Origin of the sequence: Pseudundibacterium arcticum (assembly GCF_042646465.1) — a bacterium.
Classification (GTDB): domain Bacteria; phylum Pseudomonadota; class Gammaproteobacteria; order Burkholderiales; family Burkholderiaceae_D; genus Undibacterium_A; species Undibacterium_A arcticum.
In genome coordinates this window covers 1-26,179 of the sequence record NZ_JBHRTP010000017.1, presented here as the reverse complement: position 1 = coordinate 26,179, position 26,179 = coordinate 1, and the positions used below count along the sequence as shown (strand labels likewise).

The following is a 26,179-nucleotide window of genomic DNA, read 5'->3' as shown; positions in this document are numbered from 1 at the left end:
CTAAATCAACGCGCCAGTGCTCGACCCTACCTGCGAGCGGCTGAGGGGGAAGTTCCCTCGGCCGACTCACCACTTCGGCATGAAACTGCACATTGGCGTCGACAGTCAAAGCGGCCTGGCCCATAGCGCTGTGGTGACGCCGGCCAACGTTCACGACAAGCATCCATTGCCGAACTTGCTGCACGGGCAGGAGCGTCGCGTGTACGGTGATAGTGCCTATGCCAGTCAAAAGGAACTGATACAAGGAAAAGCGCCTAAAGCCAAGGATTTCACCAACCAGCGTACGAAGAAAGCCGGCGGCGAAGTCGACGAGGTGAAGCGCGGTAAGAACCGCAACAAGTCAAAAATCAGAGCTCGCGTGGAACACGTCTTTGGTGTAATCAAGCGCTTGTGGGGATTCTCAAAAGTGCGCTACCGCGGCTTGGAGAAGAATGCCGGTCGCGCGTTCACTGCACTGGCCTTGGCCAATATTTACTTGTCGCGAAACCGACTGATGGCACAGGTGCGCCCGTAATGGGCGAAACGTGGGCCAAAAGCCCGGTGAATCGCCCGAAAGGGCAAAACAAAACGTGCTGAACATGCCTTTTTACGGATTCAAGCCTCGATTGTCGATTGAATTCCAAAAATACTCCGCTTGATCAGCATAGCCTTAGCAATAAAAATGGCCCGGTTCTTGCGACCCGGGCCGTCAGCCGAAGAAAGCCGTGAGACCTTCCTCGGCGCTGCAACATGAATTACTTGACCATCAGACTGACGTTATCCAGAACGAACGAGGTTTGCAGTGAAGAATCCTCTGTTTCGGAGAACGATACCTGGACGGTCTGGCCTTTGTAAGCGCTCAGATCGAAAGTACGGGTCTGATAACCGGAAGCGGCATTGACGTTGGTATAGGTTGCCAAGGTCTGCAGAACGGTACCGGCGGTGTTTTTCACCTTAACGGTCAGCTTGTCATAAGCCGTCGAGCCGCTTTCTGCCGTATCGATATGCAGAGCGAACGTCAGAGTTGCCGACGTTGCGGTCGAAGGGATGCTGACTGTCTGGGACAGCGTTTCCGTAATTGCGCTACCGTTGCCGCCCATCCAAGCATCTTTGGTGCCCGTTGCCGCTGGCTCGCCGCTCCAGGTGCCGATGTCGCCGGTGTTGCCGGTCCATGGGCTGGTGCCGGACTCGAAGCCGCCGTTGACCATCGTCTCAGTAGCAGTACCGCCGGTGGTCACCGTCAACGTCGCGTTGCCGCTGGTTGCCGTTGTCGGTGTGGTCGCACTGTCGGTCACCGTCACCTTGAACACGGCACCGTTGTCGGTCGATTGCGCGGTAAAGCTGTAGGTTGCCGAGCTGGCGCCGCTGATCAACACGCCATTGCGATACCACTTGTAGCTGTACGGTGCGGTGCCGCTGCTGGCCGATACAGAGAACGAAGCAGCGCTGCCGGCCGCAACCGTGACGTTGGCTGGGCTGGAGATGGTGACAGGACCTGGCGCGCCACCAGTTTCGTCGATGTCGGTACCGACATTGATCGCTGCATAAGCGCGTTGTACCGCGATGGCTTCTTTACTGCCAACGCCATACAGTTCTTGCGCAGCGGCCAATACCTTGCTACGTGCATCGGCATAGTTGGTCGAGGCGGTGAACTTGGTGGTGGATGCCTTGAACCAGATGCGATAGGCCTTGTCGTTGCCGATACCGGTCATCGCAGCAGGACTCTTGGTCAGGTATGCGCTGTAGTAGTCGCTGGACGAGGTGGCGTTGGAACCTTGGGACAGGAAGTAGTACATGCGGTTGTTCGGGCCGCTGCTGTAATGCACGTCCAGATTGCCGACGGTGCTGCTCCACGCGTTCGGGCTCGAGCCATCCTTGCTTGGCTTGTACATCCAGCGCAAAGGCGTGCCCGTCTTGCTGATCTCTACCCCCATCATCCAGTCGTTGCCGCCAGGGATGGTTGTGCCGGTGCCGCCATTGCGTGCATAGGCTTCAACCATTTCGCCGCCGATGTCCGAGTTGGACTCGTTCAGACCGCCGGATTCACCGCTGTAGGTCAGGTTGGAGGTCGATGCGGTCACACCGTGCGACATTTCGTGACCGATCACGTCGATCGAACCGAGGCTGGTGAACGACGAACCGTCGCCGATATACATGCACTTGCAGGTATCGCTGTAGTAGGCATTGTCATAGTTGCTGTTGACGTGTGCAGCGATGTAGGTTGCGGTGTTGACGCCATCCAGGCTCTGCCAGCCGAGCGTGTTCGTCAGCATGTCGTAAGTATTCATCAGACCCCACATCGCGTTGACCGCTGCGGTCTGGCCGTTGGCGTTGGTGGTGCTGCCGCCAGAAATGTAGTTCTGACCGTCGCCCCAGGTATTCGTGGAGTTGGTGTAGACGCTACCGGCGCTGGTCGTGTGGTTGGCGTTGGTGATCGCCATCGCGCCATACGTACCGCCGGTACCGCGGCTGGCATCGATCATCTGATAGGTGCCACCCGATAGGGTGGTGTTGATAGGCACGTCGCCGTTGTACTCGCTGTGGCCAACGCCAACCACGGTGTGCATTGCGCTCCACTGTTTGATCAGGTGACCGTCGGTGGCGCTGACGATCGAGTCATTCAGGTTTGGACGGCCATTGCTGGTCATACGCGTTTGTACGAAGTACGCCAGCTCATAGTGATCGACCACTTCTTCCAGGTCCATCGCGTTCAGGGCTGCTTCAGCTTTGTTGACGGCGGACGCGACGCGGACTGTCTTCATCACCGGGTAGATGATCAGCTCGGCTTTTGGTGGCACGATGTGGGTGCCGGTTGGAGCCAGCTTGCTGACCACTAAGTCGGTCGCTTGCTTGCCAGATATTCTTGGATTGACGTCAATATCCGTACCTGCCTTGCCGGCAAATGATTGGCCCAGGCCCAGGCCCAGGCCTTGACGGCGCTCGGAGATCGATTCGCTGACGATGCTACCGGCGTCGTTAGTCACGACCACCGATTCGGAACTCCACACGCGGACATTCTTGAAGGTGTGGTTGACGCGGTGGATCTTGGTGCCGACCACGCCTGGGTGCTCGCTAGCGACTACGAAGCCATGGTCTGCGACCAGACCATGATTGCCGCGTTGCGACATCAGTTTTGCGATCAGGCTAGCTGTTTCTTGTGGCGATGATTGGGCCTGGCCTGCCGCCATCAATGGTTCTGCTGCCATCGCGATGCCTGCGGACATTGCTGCCAATGAAGCAGCAATAAGTGTCTTGCGTAGATTCATTATTTCTCCGTTGAATAATATTTTTGGTGATTAGACTACTGCCTCGGTGGTCGTAACTTTGACAAGTCGTATTTCCAATAAAAAGCCATTACAATCCATTGAGCAACTTTTCGTTGGAAACATCAAAGCGGGATCGACACTAATCCCATCGAATATGGCGAGTCAAAAAAATCAATAAATTCAACGAGGTGTCCTAAAGTGTTCAATTCTTAACATGATCTCGATAGCGATGAGAGTGGAGCAGGTGGTGATCGAATCAGCCTTTCTGACCGAAGGGATGATGCGCGGTTTGCTCAACCTGTCAGAACTGGCAAGGCACCTGCGCCCTCAGCTGGAGCGCGATTTATGGAAACCGGTTGGCCAGGCGGCGGTAGTGATGGCCCTGACGCGGTTGGCGCTGCGATTGCAGCAAAACGACCGACCCGAGGTGCGGGTATTGCCCAAGGTCGGCGAACTGATCACGCGCTCCGAGCTCACCGAATTTACCTACACTAACTCCGACACCAGTTACGAATGCCAGCGTCATCTGCTGGCGATGGCTGAGTCTCATCCGGGCGTGTTTGTCACTGTCACGCAAGGGATGCGTGAAGTGCTGGTCATTTCGGGGCGCTCGATGGTGAGCTCGGTCGAATCCTGCTTTGGGTCGGAACAGTTGTTGCTAAAAAAGAGCAACCTCTCGGCGCTGACGCTGCGCCTGACGCCCGATTCCAAACACACGCCTGGCATTTTTCATTCGATCCTGAAGCAACTGGCGTGGCGCAAGATCAACCTGGTCAACATGATTTGCAGCTATACCGAATTGACGATCTTTCTCGAGCAAAGCGAAATGGCGCTGGCGTTTTCGGTGCTGTCGCATTTCGCGTGATCGGCGCGATCGTTATTCTGGCCCCCATCCGATATCCCTTTCATGACACTTGATCCTTCCCTGCTGCGCCCACCGGCGTCGCCCCGTCGCCCTGAACTGGCTTATCGCAAACCCCAGTTGGGCCGAGATTATTGGATCAAGGATGGCATTTTGCCGAATGCCCTGGAGGTGTCGCAGCATTGCTTTGCCAAGACCGATTGGGAGCTCGGCTTCCCGCGACGGAAGGAGTTCTGGCCTGGCATGCGTAGCGCAGGCGCATTGTTGCCGGACGAGTTGGCACGACTGGAAACCTGGGTCAAGCTGGCCACTGGCGCCAAGCGCTTGTGGCAGGAAGTGACACCGGAGGGCGCCACCCTCAATCACAACTATGCGCAACTCGTCGGCGGCAGTGAATCCGGCCCACGACCGCACACCGATTCGCGCAAGCTATGCCGTTATGCAGCAGTGATCTACCTGTCGTCCGATGCGCCGGCCAGAAGCGGGACCTCGTTTTACCGACTTCGTTATCCGAATGGCGCATTGGGTGGCAATCTGTGCACGCCGCCACACGCCAATCTGGGCGAGGCGCTGGGCGTTGGCAAGCTGCCCCTGGATGCCTGGGCCGAAGACGTCGCCGTGCCAAATCGCTTCAACCGGGTGATACTGTATCGCGCCGACCTGGTGCACTCCGCCAGCGCTTATTTCGGCGAAGAACACGAGGAAAAGCGCATGACCGCGGTATTCTTCTGGATGTGCTGAGCGATCCTGCTGACAAAAGCACCTGTTAACTTTGTCAGTGTGGTTCGGTCGCGACAAATGCTGCAGCGTGTCGCCGATTTTTTTGCCCGTTTGAACCGACGCGCTCAAGAGCTGAAAAAGGCCTGATTGCCGCGACGCCGGTGATGGGATTTTCCCGCAGTTGTGATTTGCTACTAAACGGCTGGACCCCGGAGGTCGATATGTCGCTGAGAAAAGCGTTATTGGTTGGTCTGGTGTCAATCTGCGCGGCCAGTACTGCCGCTGACCGCTACCGGATTGATCCGCAACACAGTTTTGCCGGTTTCACCTACCAGCACTGGGGGCTGTCCACCCAGGACGTACGTTTTGACAATACCGTCGGCACGATAGAGCTCGATCCGGTTGCCGGCACCGGAACGATCGACCTCGTGATCGACGCTGCGTCAGTCAGCAGCGGCGTCGACGCGTTCAACAAGACCTTGCGGTCGGCAGAATTTTTTGACGTTGCCAACCATCCGGACATCCGGTTCCGGTCGTCGCAAGTGCATTTCGACGGCGACCGCCTGACCCAACTTGAAGGGGCGTTGACCGTCAAGGGCATTACCAGGCCGGTGGTACTCGATATCGGCCAGTTCAATTGCCGTTTCATGCTGATCTATGGCCGGCAGACCTGCGGTGCCAACGGCTCCGCCAGGATTTTGCGCAGCGATTTCAACATGGGCAGCTACGTACCGTTCATCGGCGATGAGGTGACTTTGCATTTCAGCGTCGAAGGCATTCGCGAATAAGTGCCGATCGGCGCCGGCCTGTCATTGGGCGGTCACGTTGGACCGGTAACATTCGGCTCATTCAATTTTGATCAATTGGGAATTGAATTTGCTCGCAACCAGGTGGTTGAAAAGAGCACTACCGTAGCTGGCGGTCGGGAAATATTCCAGCACCAATCATGCAGCATCCGGTATGCGGGCCACTGACGAAGCGGGCCGCGCTACCGGCGATGCCGCAAACCATGATTCACGGCGAAAAACCGGACAACGGCGCACTGCGAATCGGATAGCGGGACGAGTTATATGATTTTCTAATATATGCTATTCAAAAAATAAACAAGACATATATGGTGCGTTGCAGTATATTGTGTGTGTCTCCTCCAACTCCTCCTAAGGATTGGTTTCAAGCCCGCCCGCAAGGTGCGGGCTTTTTTTTCTTTGGCTTTTTCTCTCGCATGCGCGCATTTCACCGAGCCATACGAGCAGAAAACGCAGCAATCGCCGGCTTTCGGCCGCAGGATCGTTCTGCAATTGCCACATTCGTAAAGAATTGGCATGTATTTGTCAGCATCACTTTTGGCTTGGCATAGCCGCGCAGCGGGCAGGTCAGAATAGAAACAGACTCGATGATGACGGTCGTCATATTGGTTATTTCTGAACAGTTGTACCCATCGTTCGGGCGAGCAGCATTAACGCGACGACGTCACATTCTTCCACGCAACTTATTGCGACGACACATAATGCGCAAGCGCCTGCGTGTCGGCTGCTGGTCTATGTCCCACTGACCAGAACAGCCTTCGTTGCATCAGCTGCTGCATCGCCTTCCATGACGATGATTTTGCTCGGTGTCGCCTTCTTACCCGCCAAGGACTTCGATACTTCACGCAGCGGTCCAATTGCGGTGCCATTGGCGCCACCCATCGGATTGGTTTTGAAACTGGCAACCGGCGTTTTCTGGCCGCTAACATACACGCTGTAGGCAGTTTGCGGCTTCAGCTTGAAGAGCGATACTTCCAGCGCATCGATCACGCCAAGATTGCGTGCAACGACAAAGCCCTTCGCGTCGCCTGCGACGGCCTTCAGCGCGATGTTGATCGGTTCGCTGTTGCCGCGCGGTGTCAGATTCGCCACGCCATCGCCTTCAGGAACTGCCTTCGACACATACACCAAAGCCTGCGGAGCCTGGCCCACGGGGGCGCGCGCGATGACCTTGTTGGTGGCGGTGTCGATCACATCGACCGCATCGCCGTTCTCCAGCCCGACGTAGATCCGGCTGCTATCGTCCGACACCCAGATGCCATGGGGCAGCGCTCCGGTTGGAATGGTTGCCATCAACTTTGGCGTGTCGTCGGTGGTATAGACCTTGACCACGTTTTCGCCACCGATCGTGACATACGCATGCGTGCCAGTGCCGGTTTTTGCAAAAGCCAAATGGTTGGTGATGAAGCCGGTATCAAACACCCCTTTTACTTCCAGCTTGTCGGTGTCGATGCGCGTCACCTTTCCCACATCCTTGTGCGTCATCCAGATCTCCCTGAAGTCCGGCGTGAATTGCAGGAACGGCGAGAACGGGCTGACGACCTTGATTTGCTTGATCACTTTGTGCTCTTTTACATCGATGATCTCGACCACCGGATTAAAGCTCGATACGACGAATGCCAGTTTGCCGCTCGGCTGGAACAGCACCATACCGGGGCCGGCGGTGGTCTCGATACGGCGTGTTTCCCGATACGTGTTCGGATCGATGACCGAAATGTAATTTTCGCCACGCACCACCACCCAGACTTCCGTCCCATCCGCTGTGAAGAAGCCTTCATGCGGCGACCGGCCGATGTAGGTGATGCCTTTGACCTTGTTGTTGGCAGTGTCGATGAACGCGACTGAATTGGAACCGTTGGAAATCGCGATGAGCGTCCTGTGATCCGGCGAGAAGCCGAGTCCGTGCACGTTGATCTCGCCCTTATAGAGCGGCGACAGCACGTCCGGCCGCTGATTCCCGAGACGGATCTGACCCAGCAGGGTGTTAGTGGTGGGATTGACTACCGATACTGTGTTGCTGTTCTGATCCGCGGTGTAGACACGGTCCTGTGCACTGGGTGCGGCCCAGGCTGGATTGACCAGCGATACGCCAAGGGTGAGCGCGAGCAGGATGGCAATTTTTTTCATGGCTCAATCTTTCTTGGTGATACGCAGGTTTGATTATTGGGGCGCATCAGGGACGTTGGCTTGCCTGGCCTGATAACGCCCAAGCCAAGCCTGCATCAATTTGATTTCGTTTTGCTGTTCGGTCAGGATGCCCTGCGCCAGATTCTGCAATTCGGGATCCTTGTTGTAGAGCAGTAATGCCTTGGCCATGTCGACCGCGCCCTGATGATGCGGAATCATCATGGTGACGAAGTCGTGTTCGGCAACACCATTCATCGGCGCGCGCTTCATGCCGTCGTCCATGACGGCCATCGCGTCATCCATCAGGGCAGAAAAAGGTTTCGCGGTACTGGCTATGAAAGACTGCGGTGATTTTTTCGATTCTGCAACGTGATGGTGATGCATTTCCTGCGCCCCGACAGGCGCAACGGTGGCGCCCATCAACAATGCCGCACCCGCAATTCCAATTCCTAGACCACTGCGCAAAGCCGTCGTTACCGAATGGATTGCTGAAATTCGGCTTGCTTCGGTTTGGTTCATGATGGCTTTTCCAATTGTTCATACACGGCCGTAGCAATGCGGGACAGCTCGCCCTTGTTGATTCCTGCGGACAGCGCATAACCGAATTTACCGTCGATCCAGTAGAACACGTTCACCGGGCCTTCTTGCGCAAATCGAAAACCGGTGTCCTTGTTGTGCGCCTGTTCGGTTGAAACATACAGGGTCACGCGCTGGCCGGTCGCGTCGTGATACATGAACTGCGCGACCGGGCCGCTTTCGCCGGGCAACAGACGCCCGCCAATCAACTCATAACCGAGTTTTCCCAGTTTGGGCGGCCGGATCTGGCTGCCTATCCGTTTCGAAAGCCAAGCCACCAGTTGATCTTCCTGGTCGGCGCCGATTTCAACCGGACGCCGCACATCCGGACTGTAGACCACATGCGCGATCGCAGCCTGGCGCGCCAAGCCAGCCACTTTTTGGGTTGAGGCCGGAATCGAAACCGCGTTCCGAGCGAGCTGTCCATCGCTCCCTTGTCCATGCAGCAACCATCCGGCGCTGCCGCTGACGAGCGCAATTGCCAGGCCTGCGGCAAGGCGCTGTAACATCCACGCATGCTTGCGCGGCGCGGTGGACAGGCGAGTCAAGCGAATTGGGAGCGGCTCATCCAGCACTGGCTTAAACAGCGCACGCAGTGCATCATTTTGTGCGCGATAGGCGTTTAGGCGTTCCGACTCGTCTGGCCGGGATGCCAAATAGGCTCCGATCTCGGCGCGTCGCGCCGCCGGCAGCAAACCGTCAAGGTAGGCATGCAGGTCCGCTTCAGTAACAGGCAGGGTCTTCATTTGACCACCTTTAACGGCGATACCACAGTACGTCCTTCCATCGAGGCTCGTAGTTTCTCCCGCGCGCGGAAAAGGCGCGACATGACTGTTCCCATCGGGATACCCAAGGTCGCCGCCACTTCCTCATAAGTCATTTCTTCCAACGCAATCAAGAGCAGGATTTCACGCTGCCCGTCCGGCAGCAGGCGTAGCGCGGATTCCATGTCGCGTATTTCCAGTCCATCCATTTGAGATGCGTTGATAAATGGTATTGGGGTGTCATCGTCCAACACCTCGATCGGCACCGACGGTTTCCGAATCTGATCAACGTGCAGGTTGTGCATGATGCCGAACAGCCACGCGCGCATGTCGCTGCCACGCTGCCAAGACGACAGCTTGTGCCAGCCACGCTCCATTGTGTCCTGCACCAGGTCGTCCGCGCCGGTGCGCTCTCCCACCAGCGCACGGGCATAACGGCGCAGGCGGGGAATGCAGGAAAGCAGTTGAGCGCGTGCATCTTGCATGGAAGGCTCCATGGCATCAATCGGATAAATTTATATCGTGCTTCAAAATTAGCTGGACTCAGTCCTTCACCACATGCCAGACATCCTTGAAATTGTCACCGGCACGGTCACCCGGCTTCTTGTCGGCCGCGTACAAGTAGAGCGGCTTACCATTATAGGCAAGCTGCATTGATCCATCGTCACGCGTCACGACCGAGTACGGAGCGCCAAGCTGGGCACTCGGAGCGGATACCGGCGGCCAGATCGCCGCGCACGGACCGTTACAGGCACTTTTACCGCTGCCTGCCACATCCTTGTCGAACGTGTAGAGTGTCATGCTGGCTGCGGTGACCAGAATGCCATCTGATTTCTTGGTCGGCCCCGTTTGACCGAACGCGGCGCCGGAGATCAATACGATTGCGGCGATTGCCGGCGCGGCGAAAAAATATTGTTTCACGATGATGACTCCTAAAATCAAGTTAAGTATGGGTAATTGGGCGGGCTTACCTGTACGTAAACGTGCATTGCAGCCCTTTATTCCAATGCATTAAAAATATCTTTGCCGATGCGGTGTCGGCCGATCGGAAGGGGCCGTTCCAGTGGCTATAGCCCGGGTAACAAATGCAAGCCTATTCGCAAGGCTATCGATGTCGGCCTGATCGAAGGTTCCCGTCACGCGCCCGACTTGAACGTGGAGCCGTGGATTACCGATGAACTGATCGTGGTGTGCGCGCCAGAGCGGCGCTGGTTTCTTGACGAACTCAGTCAAGCGTCCGGCGTCGAGATAATGGGAAGAGTCGTACCCGACCAGAACAGCGACGGGTTGTCCTTGGCGGGCTAGGAGTGTGCGCCGCAAGTTAAAGTAGCGCGGATAGATGCTTGCGGTGGTCAACGGGCGCTAAGCGCCGATCCAGGGCAGGCCGGCTTTGCACCAGCCGGCGAGCGTCTTGCGGTGGCCCTCGCCGTCCTTGTCGCCTTCAAAACCTTCCAGAATATTGAAGCAGTGCCGGTAGCCGTGTTCGGTAGCGAGTTTTGCTGCGTGGTGCGAACGCACCCCGGAACGGCACAGAAATAACAGCACGGTGTCTTGGGACGATGTGGCGGCCAGTTGCGCCAGAAAATCGGGATTGGGCGTTCCGCCCGGGTACAGATTCCATTGCGCCGCGGCGTGCTTTCCCTCCGGCAGCGCGACGCGCCCAACCCAGTCGCGCTCGGCATCGGTGCGGATGTCGATCAACTTGACATCAGCGTCCCCTTGCAGCAAGGCGTAGGCTTCTTGCGGCGTCGCGGCGCCGGCATACGGCAGGTGCTGGTCGGTACCGCGCTGACGGGCGATGGAGAGTATCTGCTGGATGTCCATATGCAAGAGATGAGATCGAGTGAGTTGGCGACGGGTGCTCCCTATACTGTGATTCCATTATAGTATTTGGTGCGCACGGATGAGTTTATCTTGCGCGGCGTAGTCGTGCCGGCCAAGATAGTGCCCGGTGGCAGTATATTCTCAATGCGCAAATAATAATTGCGGTACTGATGGTGCATCGTAGGAGTATATGATCCCGATCGCAGGATTGCGCCTTGATGCCAATCGGGTCGCGCCTCGGCTTGAGTCAGGAGGAGTCGGTGCGAAACGCTCACTGCCCCATTTTGGGAGGCGGGCGATTGCGAATCCGCACCATTTTTGTGCCAATTCCATCGCGCGCACAAAAATGGTGCGACAGGCAGCGAACAACATCCCCGCTTGATGAAGATGCTGCCTGAAGGCGCCATTTTGGGTCGCAAAAAAGGCTCATTCCGCCAATTGTTACTGGCATGGAATCTGCTATCATCGGAATCCGAGTTCTGGCCGCGTTGCGGTTTTCTTCAGTCTGATGGCGACGGATAGATCACACCACAGCAGTCGGCTCAACCAACAAATTCACACCATTTTTGTATTCAGAGGAGATTCGCATGGCAATGACCGCCGCAGACGTCTTGAAGATGGCGAAAGATAATGAAGTCAAGTTCGTTGATTTTCGCTTTGCCGACACCCGTGGCAAGGAACAGCACGTCACCGTTCCTGTTTCGCATTTCGATATGGACAAGTTCGAGTCCGGCCACGCGTTTGACGGTTCATCGATCGCCGGCTGGAAGGGCATCGAAGCGTCCGACATGTTGTTGATGCCGGACCCGAATACCGCCAATATCGATCCGTTCATGGAAGAAACCACGCTGTTCATGCAGTGCGACGTGATCGAGCCATCCGATGGCAAGGGCTATGACCGCGATCCACGCTCGATCGCCAAGCGCGCCGAAGCCTATCTGAAATCATCCGGCCTGGGCGATACCGCCTACTTCGGTCCGGAACCAGAATTCTTCATTTTCGACGGCGTGCGCTGGAAGATCGACATGTCCGGCTCTTTCGTCAAGATCGACTCCGACGAAGCGTCATGGTCGAGCGATGCCAAGACCGAAGGCGGCAACAGCGGCCATCGTCCAACCGTCAAGGGCGGCTATTTCCCGGTCCCGCCGGTCGACAGCTTCCAGGACATGCGTTCTGAAATGTGCCTGATCCTCGAAGCGCTCGGGATTCCGGTCGAAGTGCATCACCACGAAGTCGCCGGCGCCGGCCAGAATGAAATCGGCACCAAGTTCTCGACCTTGGTCGAGCGCGCCGACTGGACCCAGAACCTGAAATATGTCGTCTGGAACGTCGCGCATACCTACGGCAAGACCGCGACCTTCATGCCGAAGCCGATCGTTGGCGACAACGGTTCGGGCATGCACGTGCACCAGTCGGTCTGGAAAGACGGCAAGAACCTGTTCGCCGGCGATGGCTATGCCGGCCTGTCCGAATTTGCGCTGTACTACATCGGCGGCATCATCAAGCATGCCAAGGCGCTGAACGCGATCACCAATCCGGGTACCAACTCGTACAAGCGTCTGGTGCCAGGTTACGAAGCACCGGTCAAGCTGGCTTACTCGGCGCGCAATCGTTCCGCTTCGATCCGCATCCCGCACGTGGCGAATCCGAAAGGCCGCCGCATCGAGACCCGTTTTCCGGATCCGCTGGCCAATCCTTACCTGTGCTTTGCCGCGTTGCTGATGGCGGGCCTGGACGGCGTGCAGAACAAGATTCATCCGGGCGAAGCAGCGTCGAAAGACCTGTACCATCTGCCGCCGGAAGAAGATGCGCTGATCCCGACCGTTTGCGCCTCGCTGGAAGAAGCGCTGGATCACCTGAACAAGGACCGCGAGTTCCTGACCCGCGGCGGTGTCTTCAGCGACAGCATGATCGACGCTTATCTCGAATTGAAGATGCAGGAAGTGCAGCGTTTCCGCATGAGTACGCATCCGGTTGAATTCGACATGTACTACTCGCTGTAAGCTGGTTGCAATAAGTTACAGTAAGCGGCCTGCGGGCGGAACAGGGCGGGGACGGCTACGGCTTTCCCCGCCTTTTTTACGAATTGACACAATTGCGCGGGTCTGGCCCCGGATGAATGTTTGTAAAGGCTTGATTCTTATCATAAACTAACAGACATCTTGAACAGTTCGTAAAGAAAGTGTATGAAACGACAACTTGCAGCAATGATGTTGTTGGCCAGTGCGATCGGCCATGTGTATGCGCAATCGGAATCGGAGGTCTACCTCTGCGTCGACGAGCACGGCAAGAGGGAATACAAAAACACCGGCCCCATGAAGGGTTGCAAGAAAGTCGATCTACCCGGCCTGACCACGATCATGGCGCCGGCCCACAAAGCCGGGCCCGCGCCTGTGAAGGGGGCGTCGGCGCCGACCGATTTTCCGAAAGTCGATGGCGGCACACAGAAGGCACGCGACAGCGATCGGCGCCAGATCCTGCTCGACGAGATGAAATCGGAAGAACAGAAACTGGCAAACCTGAAGAAGGAATACAACAACGGCGAGCCGGAGCGTCAGGGCAACGAACGCAATTACGCAAAATATCAGGACCGGGTCGCGTCGATGAAAGAAGATATCGCGCGCACCGAAAAGAATGTCGAGGCGCTGAAGCGCGAGATCGGCAATCTGAAATAAGCACTGGCCGGCGGGTGCGCCGCTTGCATGAAAAGGCCGCGTGATGCGGCCTTTGTTTTGCCTGTTGGCGTCATGCGTCGTGGTCATTCGTCATGCGTTGGATCTGCCGGATTCAGCAAGTAGGATGGGTGCAACCCATCATTGCGGACGTGGATGATGGGTTACACCCATCCTACGGCCTGGGAAGAAGTCGAACGGCTCGACCAGATCGGATGATAGATAAAACATGATGGAGTATGCTATCAACTACATTAATTTATTTGCGGGTATCGATATATGTGCCTAGGAGTATGTATAGTGTTTACCAGTCCGAGCATTGACCGGCAATCGATCTGCACACCCTCATGAAAATCACCCCAAGTTCAATGCGCGGCCTCGACCTGCTGGCCTCGTCGGTGCTGATCCTCGACGCCGAGGGACGCATCCATTATGCCAATGCCGCGGCCGAGATCCTGCTGGAAAGCTCGTTCAAGGCGATCGCGAATCAGACCTTGAGTGCGCTATTCGTCGATGGCGAGCCGCTGATGCAACTGGTGGCGCAGGCGCTGGCGCACCAGTTCGATGACAAGCGGCAGGACATGACGCTGCAGCGGGTCGGACGCGACCCGTTGCAGGTCGATTGCATCGTCACCACGCTCGACGATCCGGCGACGCCGGTGCTGATCGAGCTGCGTGCGAACGTGCAGCAACTGAAACTGGACCGTGAAGAGCGGCTGCTCGACCAGAGTCAGGCCAACAAGGAACTGATCCGCAACCTGGCCCATGAAATCAAGAACCCGCTCGGCGGTATCCGCGGCGCGGCGCAATTGCTGGAACTGGAGTTGCGTGATCTCGAACTGCCGGAGCGGCGCCGCAAGGATCTGTGCGAATACACCCAGGTCGTGATCAAGGAAGCGGATCGCCTGCAAACGCTGGTCGACCGGTTGCTGGCACCGCACCGGCGGCCACACATCGTCGGCGACGTCAATATCCACGAAGTATGCGAGCGGGTGCGCAGCCTGATCGTCGCGGAATTTCCGCATGGACTGACGATTCTGCGCGATTACGACGCGTCGATTCCGGAATTTCGCGGTGACAAGGAGCAGCTGATCCAGGCACTGTTGAACATCGCGCACAATGCGTCGCAGGCGCTGGCCGAGCGGATCGCGGCCGGCGACGCCGAACTGACCATCAAGACCCGTATCACGCGCCAGGTCACGCTGGCCAAGCAGCGCTATCGGCTGGCATTAGACTTGCATATCATCGACAATGGACCGGGCATCGCAGCCGAAATCCGCGATCGCATCTTTTATCCGCTGGTATCGGGACGAGAGGGCGGCAGCGGTCTTGGACTGACGCTGGCGCAGACTTTCGTGCAGCAGCATCAGGGCGTGATCGAATGCGAAAGCCGGCCAGGAGCAACCGATTTCCGGATACTGATACCGCTGCCGTGACCGCGGCGGCAGGATCCGATCGTTTGCACACCGACTTTGATTGGCAGTTCAACCGCAGGACGCTGAACCATCTATGAAATCAATCTGGATAGTTGACGACGACGAATCGATCCGCTGGGTGCTGGAAAAGGCGCTGGCACGCGAAAACCTCGCGACCAGGAGTTTTTCCAATGCACGCGATGCCATCGCCGCGCTGCAAACCGAGACGCCCCAGGTGCTGGTGTCCGACATCCGCATGCCGGGCAGCTCGGGGCTGGAATTGCTGCAACTGGTCAAGAACCGCTATCCAGGCCTGCCAGTGATCATCATGACCGCGTTTTCCGATCTGGAATCGGCAGTCGCGGCGTTCCAGGGTGGTGCATTTGAATATCTGGCCAAGCCGTTCGATCTTGACAAGGCGGTTGAACTGATCCGGCGCGCACTGGAAGAGAGCGTGCGCGAGGCCAGTGCCCCACAATCGATCGGCGAAACGCCGGAAATCCTGGGCCAGGCGCCGGCGATGCAGGACGTGTTTCGCGCAATCGGCCGCTTGTCGCAATCGAATGTGACGGTGCTGATCACCGGCGAATCGGGCAGCGGCAAGGAACTGGTGGCGCGTGCCTTGCACAAGCACAGCCCGCGTGCCGCCCAGCCTTTCATCGCCCTGAATACGGCGGCGATTCCAAAGGATTTGCTGGAGTCGGAACTGTTCGGCCACGAGCGTGGCGCCTTTACCGGCGCCCAGACCACGCGCCGTGGTCGTTTCGAGCAGGCCGAGAACGGCACCTTGTTTCTCGATGAAATCGGCGACATGCCGTTCGATCTGCAGACGCGCCTGCTGCGCGTGCTGTCGGACGGGCACTTCTACCGGGTCGGCGGCCATCAACCGCTGAAGGCCAATGTGCGCGTGATTGCGGCCACCCATCAGAAGCTGGAGCAGCGGGTCAGGGAAGGGCTGTTCCGCGAGGACTTGTACCATCGCTTGAACGTGATCCGGCTGCGGCTGCCCAGTTTGCGCGAGCGGCGTGAAGATATTCCGCTGCTGACGCGCTACTTTCTGCAGCAGAGTGCGAAACAGCTCGGTGTCGACGCGAAACGGATGTCGGACGACGCGATGGCGTTTCTGACACAACTCGATTTGCCCGGCAACGTACGCCAGCTGGAAAACTTATGCAACTGGATTACCGTGATGGCGCCCGGCCAGATGGTCGAGGTCAAGGATCTGCCGCAGGAATTGTTGCAGGTGCAGGATTTTTCCGCGGACCCGGCCGTGCCAGTCAAGGCGACGCTTGACAGTCCGGGATTCGCGCCCGGCATCGCGCCGGCGCCGAGTCCGAGTTCAAGTCCAAATCCAAGCCCAAGTCCAAGTCCAAGTCCAAGTCCAAATGGGATCAACGTTGCGCACGCCGACGCCGGCTGGCTGGCGCAACTGGAAGCAGTGGCCGCCGGCATGCTGGCCGACGGCCAGTCTGAAGTCATGGATGCGCTTGGTCGCCAGTTTGAATCGACGCTGATCCGCACCGCGCTCAAGCACACGCATGGCCGCAAGAACGATGCCGCGATCCGGCTCGGTATCGGTCGCAACACCATCACTCGCAAGATCCAGGAACTCGGCATCGACGGCGCCCGCGAAGACTGAGTGTGATCACGTGAGCCCCGCCAGACAAAATGCTGGCGATCAGGTAGCGGGAACGTGTAAACTTGGCCGATGCCACTCGCTTGCCGGCCGACGGCAAGCGATCTTCATCCCATTCGTTGGAACCAGCCATGTTGATCAATTGCGTTGCCTACCAGGACGGCAAGAAGCTGTCCGATATTCCGGTCGAGGACATCAGTGAATACGTCAGTCACCCGGACTGTTTTGTCTGGGTCGCGTTGCGCGACGCCGAGCCGCGTGAACTGGCAGAGATGCAGCACGAATTTAGCCTGCACGAACTGGCGGTCGAGGATGCACGGCACGGCCACCAGCGCCCCAAGATCGAAGAGTACGACGACTCGCTGTTCGCGGTGATCCATACGGTCGAACTGATCGACGGCGAATTGAATATCGGCGAGCTCGACGTGTTCGTCGGCGAAAATTACGTGCTATCGGCGCGCAACCGCAGCAAGCAGGGCTTTCTCGGTGTGCGCGCGCGCTGCGAGCACGAGCCGCATTTGTTGAAGCTGGGCTCGGCCTTCGTGCTGTACGCGCTGATGGACGCGGTGGTGGACCGTTATTTCCCGGTAGTCGATGCGCTGGAATCGGAGCTGGAAACGATCGAAGAGCAGATTTTTTCAAAAGGATCGGAGCGTGCCAACATCGAGCGGCTATACCAGCTCAAGCGCAAGGTGATGCAGTTCCGGCACCTGGTGACGCCGCTGATGGAATCGGTCAGCAAGCTATACGGCGGCCGGGTGCCGGCGCTATGCGTCAATACCCAAATCTATTTTCGCGATGTGTATGACCATCTGTACCGCATCAGCACCTCGATCGATACCATCCGCGACACCATCAGCACCGCGATCCAGGTCAACCTGTCGATGGTCGCGATCGATGAAAGTGAAGTCAACAAACGCCTGGCGGCATGGGCCGCGATCTTTGCAATCGCCACCGCGTTCGCCGGTATCTGGGGCATGAACTTCAAGGAAATGCCGGAGCTGCAATGGAAGTACGGCTACCCGGTCGCGATCGGCATCATGGTGTCGATCTGCGCCTACCTGTATTACCGGTTCAAGAAGTCGGGCTGGTTGTAGCTGTCTCGACCTAGAGCGAGTGTCTGAAAATCTGCTTGAACATGGGCGCTGCCGAGTTGAGTTCCCTGCCCTCCTCGACAAGCTCAGGACATGCTTGCAGGGGGAGGGTTAGGGGCGGAGCAGGGAATTCAGGAGGCATGCCTCCTGCCTGCGTAGCGGTATCCGCCTGCAAGCGGATATGCGCACTGCAAGTGGGGGTAGTGCGATCGATAAATGATGCATGTTGCCGATCGACCGGCCTACCCCCATCCCAACCTTCCCCCTCGAAGGGGGAAGGGGTTAGAAGCTTTAGCCAGCAACGATTTTCATGCAGATTTTTATGCGATTACCCCGGTCTTAGCGCCCCTGACCTGAAAATAATTTTGCGAATGATGCACGTCTTGATGACGCTGCGAACAATCAGTTTGAATGTAACTTGCCCATCATGCTGAGCGCCACCGCTTCCGCCACCTTGATGCCGTCGACTGCCGCCGACAGGATGCCGCCGGCGTAACCGGCGCCTTCGCCGGCCGGGAACAGTCCGGTCGTGTTCAGGCTTTGCAAATCATCGTCGTTGCGCTTGATGCGGATCGGCGATGAGGTGCGGGTCTCGACGCCGGTCAGCACCGCATCGGCCAGGCTGAAACCCTTGATCTGCTTGTCGAATGCCGGCAAGGCTTCGCGGATGGCTTCAATCGCGTATTCCGGCAGCGCCGGACTCAGATCGCATAGGTGCACTCCCGGCTTGTACGACGGTAGCACGCTGCCGAATTCGGTCGACGGCCGTCCGGCGATGAAATCGCCAACCAGCTGGCCGGGCGCATCGTAATTGCGGCCGCCGAGTTCATACGCGCGTTGTTCCAGCTCGCGCTGAAACGCGATGCCGGCCAGCGGATGACCTGGATAATCGGCCGGCGTGATGCCCACCACGATCGCGGCATTGGCGTTGCGTTCGTTGCGCGAATACTGGCTCATGCCGTTGGTGACGACGCGCCCCGGCTCCGATGTCGCGGCCACCACGGTACCCCCCGGACACATGCAAAAACTGTAGACCGCACGACCGTTGGCGCTGTGATGCACCAGCTTGTAGTCGGCCGCGCCCAGGATCGGGTTGCCGGCGCTAGGGCCGAAGCGGCGGCTGTCGATCAGCGACTGCGGATGTTCGACCCGGAAACCGATCGAGAACGGTTTTGCCTCGATATACACGCCGCGGTCGTACAGCATCTGAAAGGTGTCGCGCGCGCTATGGCCGATTGCCAGCACCACGTGATCGGTCTCGATTCGCTCGCCGCCGGCCAGCACCACGGCGCGGATCTGTCCCTGCGCATCGGCGCCGCCACCCACGATCTCGATATCGTCGACCTTGCTCTGGAAGCGGAATTCGCCGCCCAGGCCTTCGATCGTCGCGCGCATCTGTTCGACCATCTTGACCAGCCGGAAAGTGCCGATATGCGGCTTGCTGACATACATGATTTCTTCGGGCGCACCGGCCTTGACGAATTCAGTCAGCACCTTGCGGCCATAATGTTTCGGGTCCTTGATCTGGCTGTACAGCTTGCCGTCGGAGAAAGTGCCGGCACCGCCTTCACCGAACTGGACGTTGGACTCCGGATGCAGCTCGCGTTTGCGCCACAGCGCCCAAGTATCCTTGGTACGCTCGCGCACCGCCTTGCCGCGCTCCAGGATGATCGGGCGCAGGCCCATCTGCGCCAGAATCAGGCCGGCAAACAGGCCGCAGGGGCCGGTGCCGATCACTACCGGCCGGCGCCAGTGCTGGCCGGCGATGGGCGCCTGCATGACGAAGCGATATTCGGTGTCCGGCGTCGGCACCAGATGAGCGTCGTGTTTCAGGCGTTTCAGCACTGCCGCATCGTCACTGGTCGCAACGTCGAGCGTATAGATCAGCACGATTGCCGATTTTTTGCGGGCGTCGAACGCGCGCCGGAAGATCGCCATACTGAGCAAGTCCTTGGCGGCGATACCCAGCCGTTGCAGCACGGCGGCCTGCAGGTCGCCTTCGGCATGGTCGAGCGGGAGCTTCACTTCAGTCAGTCGCAACATAATCGGTATTCCGGTAAAACCTTGGGGTGAGTCGGCGTGGATGCTGATATCAATGTCGATGCAGGCGGTCGGGGCGCGCAGTCGAGTGCACAACACGGGCGCTATTTTACCTCTTGAGACCGGCGCCGCCATTGTATCCATTAAAAATCGGCGCGCTCGACAGGCGCGCCACGGACGATCGGCCAGATGTGCAGACCGCTTCAGGCGCAGCGCGATGTGGAAATATACTCCTTCACGTGATATGTAATTGCGCAAATAAATAGTGATAAAACTACATATACTCCACGCAAATGCAAGATATATGCAGATATGTCAGGCAAAAGACCGGAAAGATGGCGGCGCGCTCGCAACACGCGTGGTAAGGCCTGTATGACCCAGCCTTTGCACTGGATTAGGCGGCCTGGCAACAAACTTGCTACCCTGTCACGATCATTTGCGCCGTACACTTGCATTTTGCTGAGGCTTCACTTACGCTGCGACGCAACATAACGACATTCGGGTGTCATCTTGGTAGAGCAGAATAAAAAGAGCAACCTGGCCGCGCTGACGCTGGGCGCCATCGGCATCGTCTATGGCGACATCGGCACCAGCCCACTGTATTCGATGAAGACCGTGTTCGCCAAAGAACACGGACTGTTGCTGACGCCCGCTAATATTTTAGGCGTGGTATCGCTGATCGTCTGGAGTCTGTTGATCGTGGTCTCGGTCAAGTATGTGACCCTGATCCTGCGCGCGGACAATCGCGGCGAGGGCGGCATCATGGCGCTGACGGCGCTGGCGCTGGCCTCGGTCGGCAAGTCCTCGCGCTGGTATTTCTCTCTCATGGTGATGGGCCTGTTCGGCGCCGCGCTGTTTTATGGCGACGGCGTGATCACGCCGGCGATCTCGGTGCTGTCGGCGATGGAAGGTCTGGAAATCGCGACCCCGGCTTTTTCACCCTATGTGGTGCCGTTGACGCTGATCCTGCTGATCGGACTGTATTGGGTGCAATCAAAGGGCACGGCCGGGATCGGCAAATGGTTCGGGCCGATCATGCTGGTCTGGTTCTTTGCGCTGGCCGTGATGGGCGTAATTAATATCATCAAGGCGCCGGAGGTGCTGGAGGCGCTCAATCCGTGGCACGCCGTGCTTTTCCTCAGCCATAACCACTGGATCGCATTCATTGCGCTGGGCGCGGTGGTGCTGACGCTCACCGGCGCCGAGGCGCTGTACGCCGATATGGGCCATTTTGGTCGCAAGCCGATCCGCGTCGCATGGTTCTTTTTCGTATTCCCTGCGCTCGGACTCAATTATCTGGGGCAGGGCGGGCTGCTGCTGGCCACGCCGGAAGCGATCAGCAACCCGTTCTTCCAGCAGCTTGGCGCCTGGAGCGTCTACCCGCTGGTCGCGCTGTCTTCGATTGCCACCATCATCGCATCGCAGGCCACCATCTCGGGCTCGTTCTCGATGACCAAGCAGGCGATCTCGCTCGGCTTTTTGCCGCGGATGAAGATCATTCACACCTCCGAGGAAGAGATCGGGCAGATTTACATTCCGGTGGTCAACTGGCTGCAACTGACGGCGGTGGTGTTGGCGGTGCTGGCTTTCAGTTCATCGGACAATCTGGCCGCCGCCTACGGTATCGCGGTGACCGGCACCATGTTGGTGACCACGATATTGACCTTCTTCGTGATCCGCTATGGCTGGAAATACAACCTGATCCTGTGCTTTATCGCTACCGGCTTCTTCGTGTTGATCGACCTCGCGTTCTTCTCGGCCAATGCATTGAAGATTTTCCACGGCGGCTGGTTCCCGCTATTGCTGGGTGCAGGGATGTTTACCCTGTTGATCACCTGGAAGCGCGGCCGCGAGCTGGTGGCCGACAACCTGGAAAAGCACGCGATTCCACTGGAAGATTTCCTGGCATCGCTGTTTATCGATCCGCCGATCCGGGTGCCCGGCGTGTCGATCTTCATGCGTGGTATCGGCGATGGGGTGCCGCATGCAATGCTGCACAATCTGTCGCACAACAAGGTGCTGCATGAACGCGTGGTGTTCCTGACGGTGTACAACCTCGATATCCCATGGGTGCCTTTGAGCGAACGCGTGCGGCTGCACGAGCTCGGGCATCATTGCTACCAGGTCGATGTGCATTACGGGTTCAAGGACGAGCCGGATATCCCGAAGGCGCTGGAGCAATTATCCAGCCAACACAATTTCGACTTCAACGTGATGGAAACCTCCTTCTTCATCGCGCGCCAGACCGTGATCTCGACGGTAGGCTCCGGCATGGCGCGCTGGCGCGAGCAGATCTTCGTGACGATGTCGCGCAACGCCCGCGATGCGGCCGATTTTTACCGAATTCCGGTGAATCGGGTGATCGAGCTGGGGACGCAGGTCGAGATTTAACGGATGGGGCTGCGAGGCCTAACTTGCGTTGCATGAATCGAGCATCGCGCACTTAACTCTACAGCCCGAGATTGAACCGAACATGATCGAACCAGTTGAGGTAAATGAGCTGCCGGAAATCATGGCGCTCATCGAATACACAGTCGCCGAAAGTGTGGACGCCGATGCAGACGAGAAGCCCTCGCTCCTTCAAAATATCCGGCAAAACCTGGACTGGTGGAGCCAGCATCGGGACCAGGCAGTCCACCTGAAGTTTAGCGTTCACGGCCGTATCGTTGGCGTCGTCCTGGTCAAGAACTTCTGGAACCTGTGCAATTTATTCGTTGCGCCGGCCCAGCATGGGCAAGGCATCGGGCGCGCGCTGACCTTCGCTGCAATAGAGCGGTGTCGCGGAAAGACCGAGCGGCCCGCATTGCGCCTGAATTCTTCGCGCAATGCGGTTGGATTCTACGAAGGGATCGGGTTTGTACGCACAGTCACCGACACTCCGCCGCCGCAAGGCTGCACGCCGCTCGAACACAAATTCTGAGCAGTCGTAGTGCGCGCCACGCGCACCGTTTCGGCCCATCGAAATGAGCACGTAGGATGTAATCGCGCAGCGTATTACACCGAATCAGCTTCGATTGTGTCGAAAAATGATGTCGCCTGCACCACGCGATATCCATACGGGTTTGCGAGCACATAGGCTGGGAAGGCGCCTGGATAATGCGTGGTGGCGGTGCAGGTTTATGGGTTATACATGCGGCGCAATAACGATTGCGCCCTACGAGCTGGTTGACCGGTACGGCGCCAGGGGGCCGCTCGTGATTGGCCCGACGATTGCGGCCATCGGATTCGCCGGCTTCGCCGTTCCCGGCGTTGGTGGCAGTTACTGGACGCAGTATTTTCCGGCGGTACTGCTGTTGGGATTTGGCATGTCGATCAGCGTCGCGCCGCTGACCACGACGGTGATGAATGCGGTCGATCAGGGTGTTGGCGGCGCGGCATCCGGCGTCAACAATGCCGTCTCGCGCACCGCCGCCTTGCTGGCGATTGCCATCTTCGGGATCGTGATGAACCTGGCCTTCAATGCCAGTCTGGATCGGCAGCTCAAGGGCATGACTATGGCGCCGGACAAGTTGCACAAGGTCGTAGTGCAGCGTGCCAAGCTGGCCGCGATTGCGTTACCGGCCGAGGCGAGCGAGCAGGAGCGGGTCGCCCTGAAAAGCGCAATTGACCAATCATACATATCCGGCTTTCGTTGGGTGATGGGTCTTTCTGCGTCGCTGGCTTTGGGCAGTGCCTTGAGTGCCTGGCTGTTGATTGGCCGCCCTCCTCAGGATGGTCAACAAGCCTGAGGAGGGTCGCTAATGTCGTTCGGTTAGCGCATAACCAACTATCCGGGTCATTCCCGCGCGAGTGGGAATCCAGTGTCGTACGCACACAAGCTATGTCATCCCCGCCTGCGCGGGGATGACATACTGGTGAAAATCGCGCTTGACTGAACGGCGTTAGAGCCGGGACGCAGGGCGCAGCCCTGTTGCGTGCCGACCAATCGCGCGGCGCCGCCAGCTCCTACGTCATGCGCGCTCCCATCGCGCAGCCAACCATCTCGCAGATAACGACGTCCTTCGTGCCCGCCGACGTACGTGATGTCGGTTATCCAGGCCTCGAAGCGAAGTCAGGCTGCGTTTCACATCGGCGGCATCTTGTCGAATTTCGGCAGGGCTGGATCAAGGTGATCCCAAACGTAGCCGCGCACGCCGTATGTCACCACTTGCGGCTTGTATCGGCTTGGATCATCGAGGCTTGCGGCGTGCACGGTAAACAGATCAGGCATGGCCGAAAACGTCAGGTACACTGGCGCCCCGCAGGTGGGGCAGAAGGCGTGCGTCTTTACATTGCCGCTATCACCAACCATGTCCCAACGCTTCGCTTCGCCTTTGAGTTTCACGCTCTTCTTGCTCGGGAAGGTCAGATAGGATCCGTGTCCGGTACCGCTCGTGTGCTGACAGTCACGACACTGGCAGTCGTTCATAAACATCGGTTCATCAGATATTTCATAACGGATCGCGCCGCAGGCGCATCCGCCAGTGTAAGCCTTGCTCATTTCTTTTCTCCCCTTATAAAGTGCTGTTGGACCACGAATACTTTGAGGGCATCAAGCTTCTTTGCCCACCCGGCTTCACATCGATTACCTCATTTTTATTGCGTCAGTCCTGCTCGTCCGCAATGGCGCCGATGCTTGGGACAACCTTCTTCCAACCTTCGCCCATGGTCTTGAAAGCAGAATCGTTCTTCGGCGTGACAAAGCCGGAATGAACAAGGCGAAGGCGCGTTCCGTTTTCAACCCTGGTAAGGATCCATGTGACTACAGTGTCCAGACATGAGCCGTATCCGATGTTTCCTTCGTGTCCGCCTTTCCAGACATAGACGAAGCGTTCGTTCGGTATCACCTCCAACACCTGGCAGTGAATGGTTCCGTCCCACGCACCGGCAGGTCTCGTCTGGAACGTGAAGTGCTTGCCCTTCACCGGCTCGAATCCCTTCGGCGTCATCAACCAGCGGCCGATCAGTTCGCCGGTGGTGAGCGTTTCCCAGATCGTCTCCGGCGCATGTGGGAAGACCTCGTCCACCACGATGTCTTGCGTGTCGGACTTCAAAGCGGCGTCGTTCATGGATCAATTTCCTTCAGGAGGGTTCTGAGGTTAGTAAATCGCTCGCGCCAGAAGACCCCGTAGTGGCTCATCCAATCGACTAGCGGCCTGAGGCCCTCAGGCTCGGCACGATAATAGACGTTCCGGCCTTCGGGGCGCTCGGCGACCAGGCCGGCCTGCTTCAATGACTTGAGGTGTTGGGAGATGGCGCCCTGCGTCACGCCGCTCCCCCGCGTCAGCTCGACCACGGTAATCTCGTCGGACCCGACGATCCGCTCGAACACGGCTCGCCGAGTGGGGTCGGCGAGGGTGCGCATGACAGTGTTGATGGTGGCGGCTTCAATCATAGTCTATACATTAGTATTTACTAATTGATTAGTCAAGCCTAATTTGTTGCGGCGACTTCAGTGCGCCGATCGCTGTTTCATGCGCCACGCTAATTTCATCGATGGCGGGCTCGCGCGGCTCAGTGCGGGAGTGTAGATCAAGGGCATCACACACCGACCTGTGAGGTGCATCTCACAGGTTTGATTGTCAGGGGGGCGTGAACTTGGACGGTCAAAGCCGATACGGGGCACGCTTTCCTTGGCGGCAATTTCCATACTGGATTGCGTTACTTAAGTTCGAAAAAAGTCATCAAATCGACCGCACGGCGATCCTTGAAGAGCTTGTGCCGGCGCAAAAATAACACCGCCCGTTGCGTTTACATTCGCGTTTGTCAGGTTGACGCGGACCAGCGGCAAGCCGCGTTCGGCCGATGTCGCACGCCGGAATCGGTCGTCATTGCCAAACCCGTCATTTCAAGGATTTATTGCTCGCATTCATCCATCGCCGGGAGAAACCCAGATGCAAAAAATCAGTCCGTGCCTTTGGTTCGATCAGGACGCCGAACAGGCCGCCAATTTCTATGTCTCCATCTTCAGGAACTCGCGGATCGTCGAGGTTGCCCGCTTCCCGGAAGGGGCGCCGCGGCCGGCAGGAATGGTCATGACGGTCCGGTTTATTCTCGACGGGCAAGAATTCCTGGCGCTCAATGGAGGGCCGGAATACACCTTCTCTCCCGCCATTTCTATGGTCGCGTACTGCGAGACACAACGCGAGTTGGATGACCTGTGGGAGCAACTCTCTGCCGGCGGCGCCGAAGTGCAATGCGGATGGCTGCAGGATAAATTTGGCGTGTCGTGGCAAATCGTTCCCACGGCATTGCCGGCGCTGATGAGCGGTAAGGATGTCGCCGCGACGCAACGTGCGATGGCGGCGCTGCTGCAAATGAAAAAGCTCGATATTGCGGCCCTGCAGCGCGCTTATAACAATAGCTAGTGTAGTGTTGCATTCTTGATGCTTCGTATTGAAATTCCGCACTTGAAAGGC

The 26,179-nt window shown here is 57.8% G+C and carries 26 protein-coding genes; 13 read left to right on the top strand and 13 right to left on the bottom strand.

What is annotated here, in order from left to right; all coding sequences use genetic code 11:
* The first annotated feature begins 16 nt into the window (after positions 1–16).
* Complete coding sequence (locus tag ACFOFO_RS06220) at positions 17–514, top strand: IS5 family transposase (protein WP_390331154.1); 498 nt, start codon at positions 17–19, stop codon at positions 512–514.
* A 220-nt stretch (positions 515–734) separates the two neighbouring features.
* Here the strand turns inward: ACFOFO_RS06220 and ACFOFO_RS06215 are convergent, their stop codons facing one another.
* Positions 735–3,245 carry a M4 family metallopeptidase gene (locus ACFOFO_RS06215; RefSeq protein WP_390331152.1) on the bottom strand — a complete coding sequence of 837 codons (2,511 nt, stop codon included), beginning with the start codon at positions 3,243–3,245 and terminating at the stop codon, positions 735–737.
* A 247-nt stretch (positions 3,246–3,492) separates the two neighbouring features.
* On the opposite strand from ACFOFO_RS06215, the gene ACFOFO_RS06210 reads away from it, so the two are divergent.
* From ACFOFO_RS06210 to ACFOFO_RS06200, 3 genes are all read left to right on the top strand, one after another.
* The gene (locus ACFOFO_RS06210) at positions 3,493–4,110 is read left to right on the top strand and encodes a hypothetical protein (protein ID WP_390331150.1); all 618 of its coding nucleotides are present in this window, start codon (positions 3,493–3,495) and stop codon (positions 4,108–4,110) included.
* Between the two features lie 42 nt (positions 4,111–4,152).
* Positions 4,153–4,848, top strand: a complete 696-nt coding sequence (locus ACFOFO_RS06205; RefSeq protein ID WP_390331148.1) for a hypothetical protein — start codon at positions 4,153–4,155, stop codon at positions 4,846–4,848.
* 200 nt (positions 4,849–5,048) lie between these two features.
* On the top strand, positions 5,049–5,615 hold the full coding sequence (locus ACFOFO_RS06200; protein ID WP_390323364.1) for a YceI family protein: 567 nt from the start codon (positions 5,049–5,051) through the stop codon (positions 5,613–5,615).
* Between the two features lie 290 nt (positions 5,616–5,905).
* Here the strand turns inward: ACFOFO_RS06200 and ACFOFO_RS26575 are convergent, their stop codons facing one another.
* The 8 genes from ACFOFO_RS26575 to ACFOFO_RS06165 form a co-directional block, all read right to left on the bottom strand.
* On the bottom strand, positions 5,906–6,112 hold the full coding sequence (locus ACFOFO_RS26575; RefSeq protein WP_449369366.1) for a GDCCVxC domain-containing (seleno)protein: 207 nt from the start codon (positions 6,110–6,112) through the stop codon (positions 5,906–5,908).
* Entirely contained in the window at positions 6,061–6,237 is a 177-nt protein-coding gene (locus ACFOFO_RS06195) for a hypothetical protein (RefSeq protein ID WP_449369367.1), read from the bottom strand. Before ACFOFO_RS06195 ends, ACFOFO_RS26575 begins: the two co-directional genes overlap by 52 nt.
* Before the next feature lie 128 nt (positions 6,238–6,365).
* Positions 6,366–7,760 (bottom strand): YncE family protein, encoded by a 1,395-nt coding sequence (locus tag ACFOFO_RS06190; RefSeq protein WP_390331146.1) that lies wholly within the window; start codon positions 7,758–7,760, stop codon positions 6,366–6,368.
* A 33-nt stretch (positions 7,761–7,793) separates the two neighbouring features.
* Positions 7,794–8,279 (bottom strand): DUF305 domain-containing protein, encoded by a 486-nt coding sequence (locus ACFOFO_RS06185; RefSeq protein ID WP_390331144.1) that lies wholly within the window; start codon positions 8,277–8,279, stop codon positions 7,794–7,796.
* Positions 8,276–9,082, bottom strand: a complete 807-nt coding sequence (locus tag ACFOFO_RS06180) for an anti-sigma factor family protein (RefSeq protein WP_390331142.1) — start codon at positions 9,080–9,082, stop codon at positions 8,276–8,278. The genes ACFOFO_RS06185 and ACFOFO_RS06180 overlap by 4 nt, the downstream gene beginning before the upstream one ends.
* Positions 9,079–9,585, bottom strand: a complete 507-nt coding sequence (locus ACFOFO_RS06175) for an RNA polymerase sigma factor (RefSeq protein ID WP_390323366.1) — start codon at positions 9,583–9,585, stop codon at positions 9,079–9,081. The genes ACFOFO_RS06180 and ACFOFO_RS06175 overlap by 4 nt, the downstream gene beginning before the upstream one ends.
* A 58-nt stretch (positions 9,586–9,643) precedes the next feature.
* Positions 9,644–10,021, bottom strand: a complete 378-nt coding sequence (locus tag ACFOFO_RS06170; RefSeq protein WP_390331141.1) for a COG4315 family predicted lipoprotein — start codon at positions 10,019–10,021, stop codon at positions 9,644–9,646.
* 441 nt (positions 10,022–10,462) lie between these two features.
* Complete coding sequence (locus ACFOFO_RS06165) at positions 10,463–10,924, bottom strand: rhodanese-like domain-containing protein (protein ID WP_390327986.1); 462 nt, start codon at positions 10,922–10,924, stop codon at positions 10,463–10,465.
* Between the two features lie 587 nt (positions 10,925–11,511).
* Between ACFOFO_RS06165 and glnA the strand changes: the two genes are divergently transcribed.
* The 5 genes from glnA to corA all read left to right on the top strand — a co-directional run bounded on the left by glnA (position 11,512) and on the right by corA (position 17,744).
* A complete protein-coding gene (gene glnA / locus ACFOFO_RS06160; RefSeq protein ID WP_390323372.1) occupies positions 11,512–12,927 on the top strand; it encodes a type I glutamate--ammonia ligase in 1,416 nt (471 codons plus the stop codon).
* 183 nt (positions 12,928–13,110) lie between these two features.
* Positions 13,111–13,599, top strand: coding sequence for a DUF4124 domain-containing protein (locus ACFOFO_RS06155; protein WP_390323374.1), 489 nt, complete (start codon positions 13,111–13,113; stop codon positions 13,597–13,599).
* A gap of 344 nt (positions 13,600–13,943) precedes the next feature.
* A complete protein-coding gene (gene glnL, locus ACFOFO_RS06150; RefSeq protein ID WP_390323375.1) occupies positions 13,944–15,032 on the top strand; it encodes a nitrogen regulation protein NR(II) in 1,089 nt (362 codons plus the stop codon).
* A 73-nt stretch (positions 15,033–15,105) separates the two neighbouring features.
* On the top strand, positions 15,106–16,650 hold the full coding sequence (ntrC, locus tag ACFOFO_RS06145; RefSeq protein ID WP_390331139.1) for a nitrogen regulation protein NR(I): 1,545 nt from the start codon (positions 15,106–15,108) through the stop codon (positions 16,648–16,650).
* A 128-nt stretch (positions 16,651–16,778) separates the two neighbouring features.
* Positions 16,779–17,744, top strand: coding sequence for a magnesium/cobalt transporter CorA (corA, locus tag ACFOFO_RS06140; RefSeq protein ID WP_390323377.1), 966 nt, complete (start codon positions 16,779–16,781; stop codon positions 17,742–17,744).
* Between the two features lie 399 nt (positions 17,745–18,143).
* Here corA and ACFOFO_RS06135 read toward each other — a convergent pair whose 3' ends face one another.
* On the bottom strand, positions 18,144–19,784 hold the full coding sequence (locus ACFOFO_RS06135) for an NAD(P)/FAD-dependent oxidoreductase (protein WP_390323379.1): 1,641 nt from the start codon (positions 19,782–19,784) through the stop codon (positions 18,144–18,146).
* A gap of 507 nt (positions 19,785–20,291) precedes the next feature.
* On the opposite strand from ACFOFO_RS06135, the gene ACFOFO_RS06130 reads away from it, so the two are divergent.
* From ACFOFO_RS06130 to ACFOFO_RS06120, 3 genes are all read left to right on the top strand, one after another.
* Positions 20,292–22,172, top strand: a complete 1,881-nt coding sequence (locus tag ACFOFO_RS06130; RefSeq protein ID WP_390331138.1) for a potassium transporter Kup — start codon at positions 20,292–20,294, stop codon at positions 22,170–22,172.
* 82 nt (positions 22,173–22,254) lie between these two features.
* Positions 22,255–22,701: a GNAT family N-acetyltransferase gene (locus ACFOFO_RS06125; RefSeq protein WP_390323380.1), complete on the top strand. Its 447-nt coding sequence runs from the start codon at positions 22,255–22,257 to the stop codon at positions 22,699–22,701.
* A gap of 199 nt (positions 22,702–22,900) precedes the next feature.
* Positions 22,901–23,509: an MFS transporter gene (locus ACFOFO_RS06120; protein ID WP_390323382.1), complete on the top strand. Its 609-nt coding sequence runs from the start codon at positions 22,901–22,903 to the stop codon at positions 23,507–23,509.
* A 335-nt stretch (positions 23,510–23,844) separates the two neighbouring features.
* On the opposite strand, the gene ACFOFO_RS06115 is transcribed toward ACFOFO_RS06120, so the two are convergent.
* From ACFOFO_RS06115 to ACFOFO_RS06105, 3 genes are all read right to left on the bottom strand, one after another.
* Complete coding sequence (locus ACFOFO_RS06115; RefSeq protein ID WP_390323383.1) at positions 23,845–24,261, bottom strand: GFA family protein; 417 nt, start codon at positions 24,259–24,261, stop codon at positions 23,845–23,847.
* A 103-nt stretch (positions 24,262–24,364) separates the two neighbouring features.
* On the bottom strand, positions 24,365–24,829 hold the full coding sequence (locus tag ACFOFO_RS06110; protein WP_390323384.1) for an SRPBCC family protein: 465 nt from the start codon (positions 24,827–24,829) through the stop codon (positions 24,365–24,367).
* Entirely contained in the window at positions 24,826–25,155 is a 330-nt protein-coding gene (locus ACFOFO_RS06105; protein WP_390323385.1) for an ArsR/SmtB family transcription factor, read from the bottom strand. The genes ACFOFO_RS06110 and ACFOFO_RS06105 overlap by 4 nt, the downstream gene beginning before the upstream one ends.
* A 499-nt stretch (positions 25,156–25,654) precedes the next feature.
* Between ACFOFO_RS06105 and ACFOFO_RS06100 the strand changes: the two genes are divergently transcribed.
* Positions 25,655–26,128, top strand: a complete 474-nt coding sequence (locus ACFOFO_RS06100) for a VOC family protein (protein ID WP_390331137.1) — start codon at positions 25,655–25,657, stop codon at positions 26,126–26,128.
* Positions 26,129–26,179: the final 51 nt, after the last annotated feature.

What these genes read in the sequence shown, in the direction of transcription:
- ACFOFO_RS06175 (WP_390323366.1), bottom strand. Translation starts at nt 9,585, where the DNA reads ATGCAAGATGCACGCGCTCAACTGCTTTCCTGCATTCCCCGCCTGCGC.
- ACFOFO_RS06100 (WP_390331137.1), top strand. Translation starts at nt 25,655, where the DNA reads ATGCAAAAAATCAGTCCGTGCCTTTGGTTCGATCAGGACGCCGAACAG.
- ACFOFO_RS06205 (WP_390331148.1), top strand. Translation starts at nt 4,153, where the DNA reads ATGACACTTGATCCTTCCCTGCTGCGCCCACCGGCGTCGCCCCGTCGC.
- ACFOFO_RS06195 (WP_449369367.1), bottom strand. Translation starts at nt 6,237, where the DNA reads ATGACGACCGTCATCATCGAGTCTGTTTCTATTCTGACCTGCCCGCTG.
- corA (WP_390323377.1), top strand. Translation starts at nt 16,779, where the DNA reads ATGTTGATCAATTGCGTTGCCTACCAGGACGGCAAGAAGCTGTCCGAT.
- ACFOFO_RS06200 (WP_390323364.1), top strand. Translation starts at nt 5,049, where the DNA reads ATGTCGCTGAGAAAAGCGTTATTGGTTGGTCTGGTGTCAATCTGCGCG.
- ACFOFO_RS06180 (WP_390331142.1), bottom strand. Translation starts at nt 9,082, where the DNA reads ATGAAGACCCTGCCTGTTACTGAAGCGGACCTGCATGCCTACCTTGAC.
- ACFOFO_RS06165 (WP_390327986.1), bottom strand. Translation starts at nt 10,924, where the DNA reads ATGGACATCCAGCAGATACTCTCCATCGCCCGTCAGCGCGGTACCGAC.
- glnL (WP_390323375.1), top strand. Translation starts at nt 13,944, where the DNA reads ATGAAAATCACCCCAAGTTCAATGCGCGGCCTCGACCTGCTGGCCTCG.
- ACFOFO_RS06185 (WP_390331144.1), bottom strand. Translation starts at nt 8,279, where the DNA reads ATGAACCAAACCGAAGCAAGCCGAATTTCAGCAATCCATTCGGTAACG.
- ACFOFO_RS06115 (WP_390323383.1), bottom strand. Translation starts at nt 24,261, where the DNA reads ATGAGCAAGGCTTACACTGGCGGATGCGCCTGCGGCGCGATCCGTTAT.
- ACFOFO_RS06120 (WP_390323382.1), top strand. Translation starts at nt 22,901, where the DNA reads ATGGGTTATACATGCGGCGCAATAACGATTGCGCCCTACGAGCTGGTT.
- ACFOFO_RS06215 (WP_390331152.1), bottom strand. Translation starts at nt 3,245, where the DNA reads ATGAATCTACGCAAGACACTTATTGCTGCTTCATTGGCAGCAATGTCC.
- ACFOFO_RS06190 (WP_390331146.1), bottom strand. Translation starts at nt 7,760, where the DNA reads ATGAAAAAAATTGCCATCCTGCTCGCGCTCACCCTTGGCGTATCGCTG.
- ACFOFO_RS06135 (WP_390323379.1), bottom strand. Translation starts at nt 19,784, where the DNA reads ATGTTGCGACTGACTGAAGTGAAGCTCCCGCTCGACCATGCCGAAGGC.
- ntrC (WP_390331139.1), top strand. Translation starts at nt 15,106, where the DNA reads ATGAAATCAATCTGGATAGTTGACGACGACGAATCGATCCGCTGGGTG.
- ACFOFO_RS06105 (WP_390323385.1), bottom strand. Translation starts at nt 25,155, where the DNA reads ATGATTGAAGCCGCCACCATCAACACTGTCATGCGCACCCTCGCCGAC.
- ACFOFO_RS06125 (WP_390323380.1), top strand. Translation starts at nt 22,255, where the DNA reads ATGATCGAACCAGTTGAGGTAAATGAGCTGCCGGAAATCATGGCGCTC.
- ACFOFO_RS06155 (WP_390323374.1), top strand. Translation starts at nt 13,111, where the DNA reads ATGAAACGACAACTTGCAGCAATGATGTTGTTGGCCAGTGCGATCGGC.
- ACFOFO_RS06110 (WP_390323384.1), bottom strand. Translation starts at nt 24,829, where the DNA reads ATGAACGACGCCGCTTTGAAGTCCGACACGCAAGACATCGTGGTGGAC.
- glnA (WP_390323372.1), top strand. Translation starts at nt 11,512, where the DNA reads ATGGCAATGACCGCCGCAGACGTCTTGAAGATGGCGAAAGATAATGAA.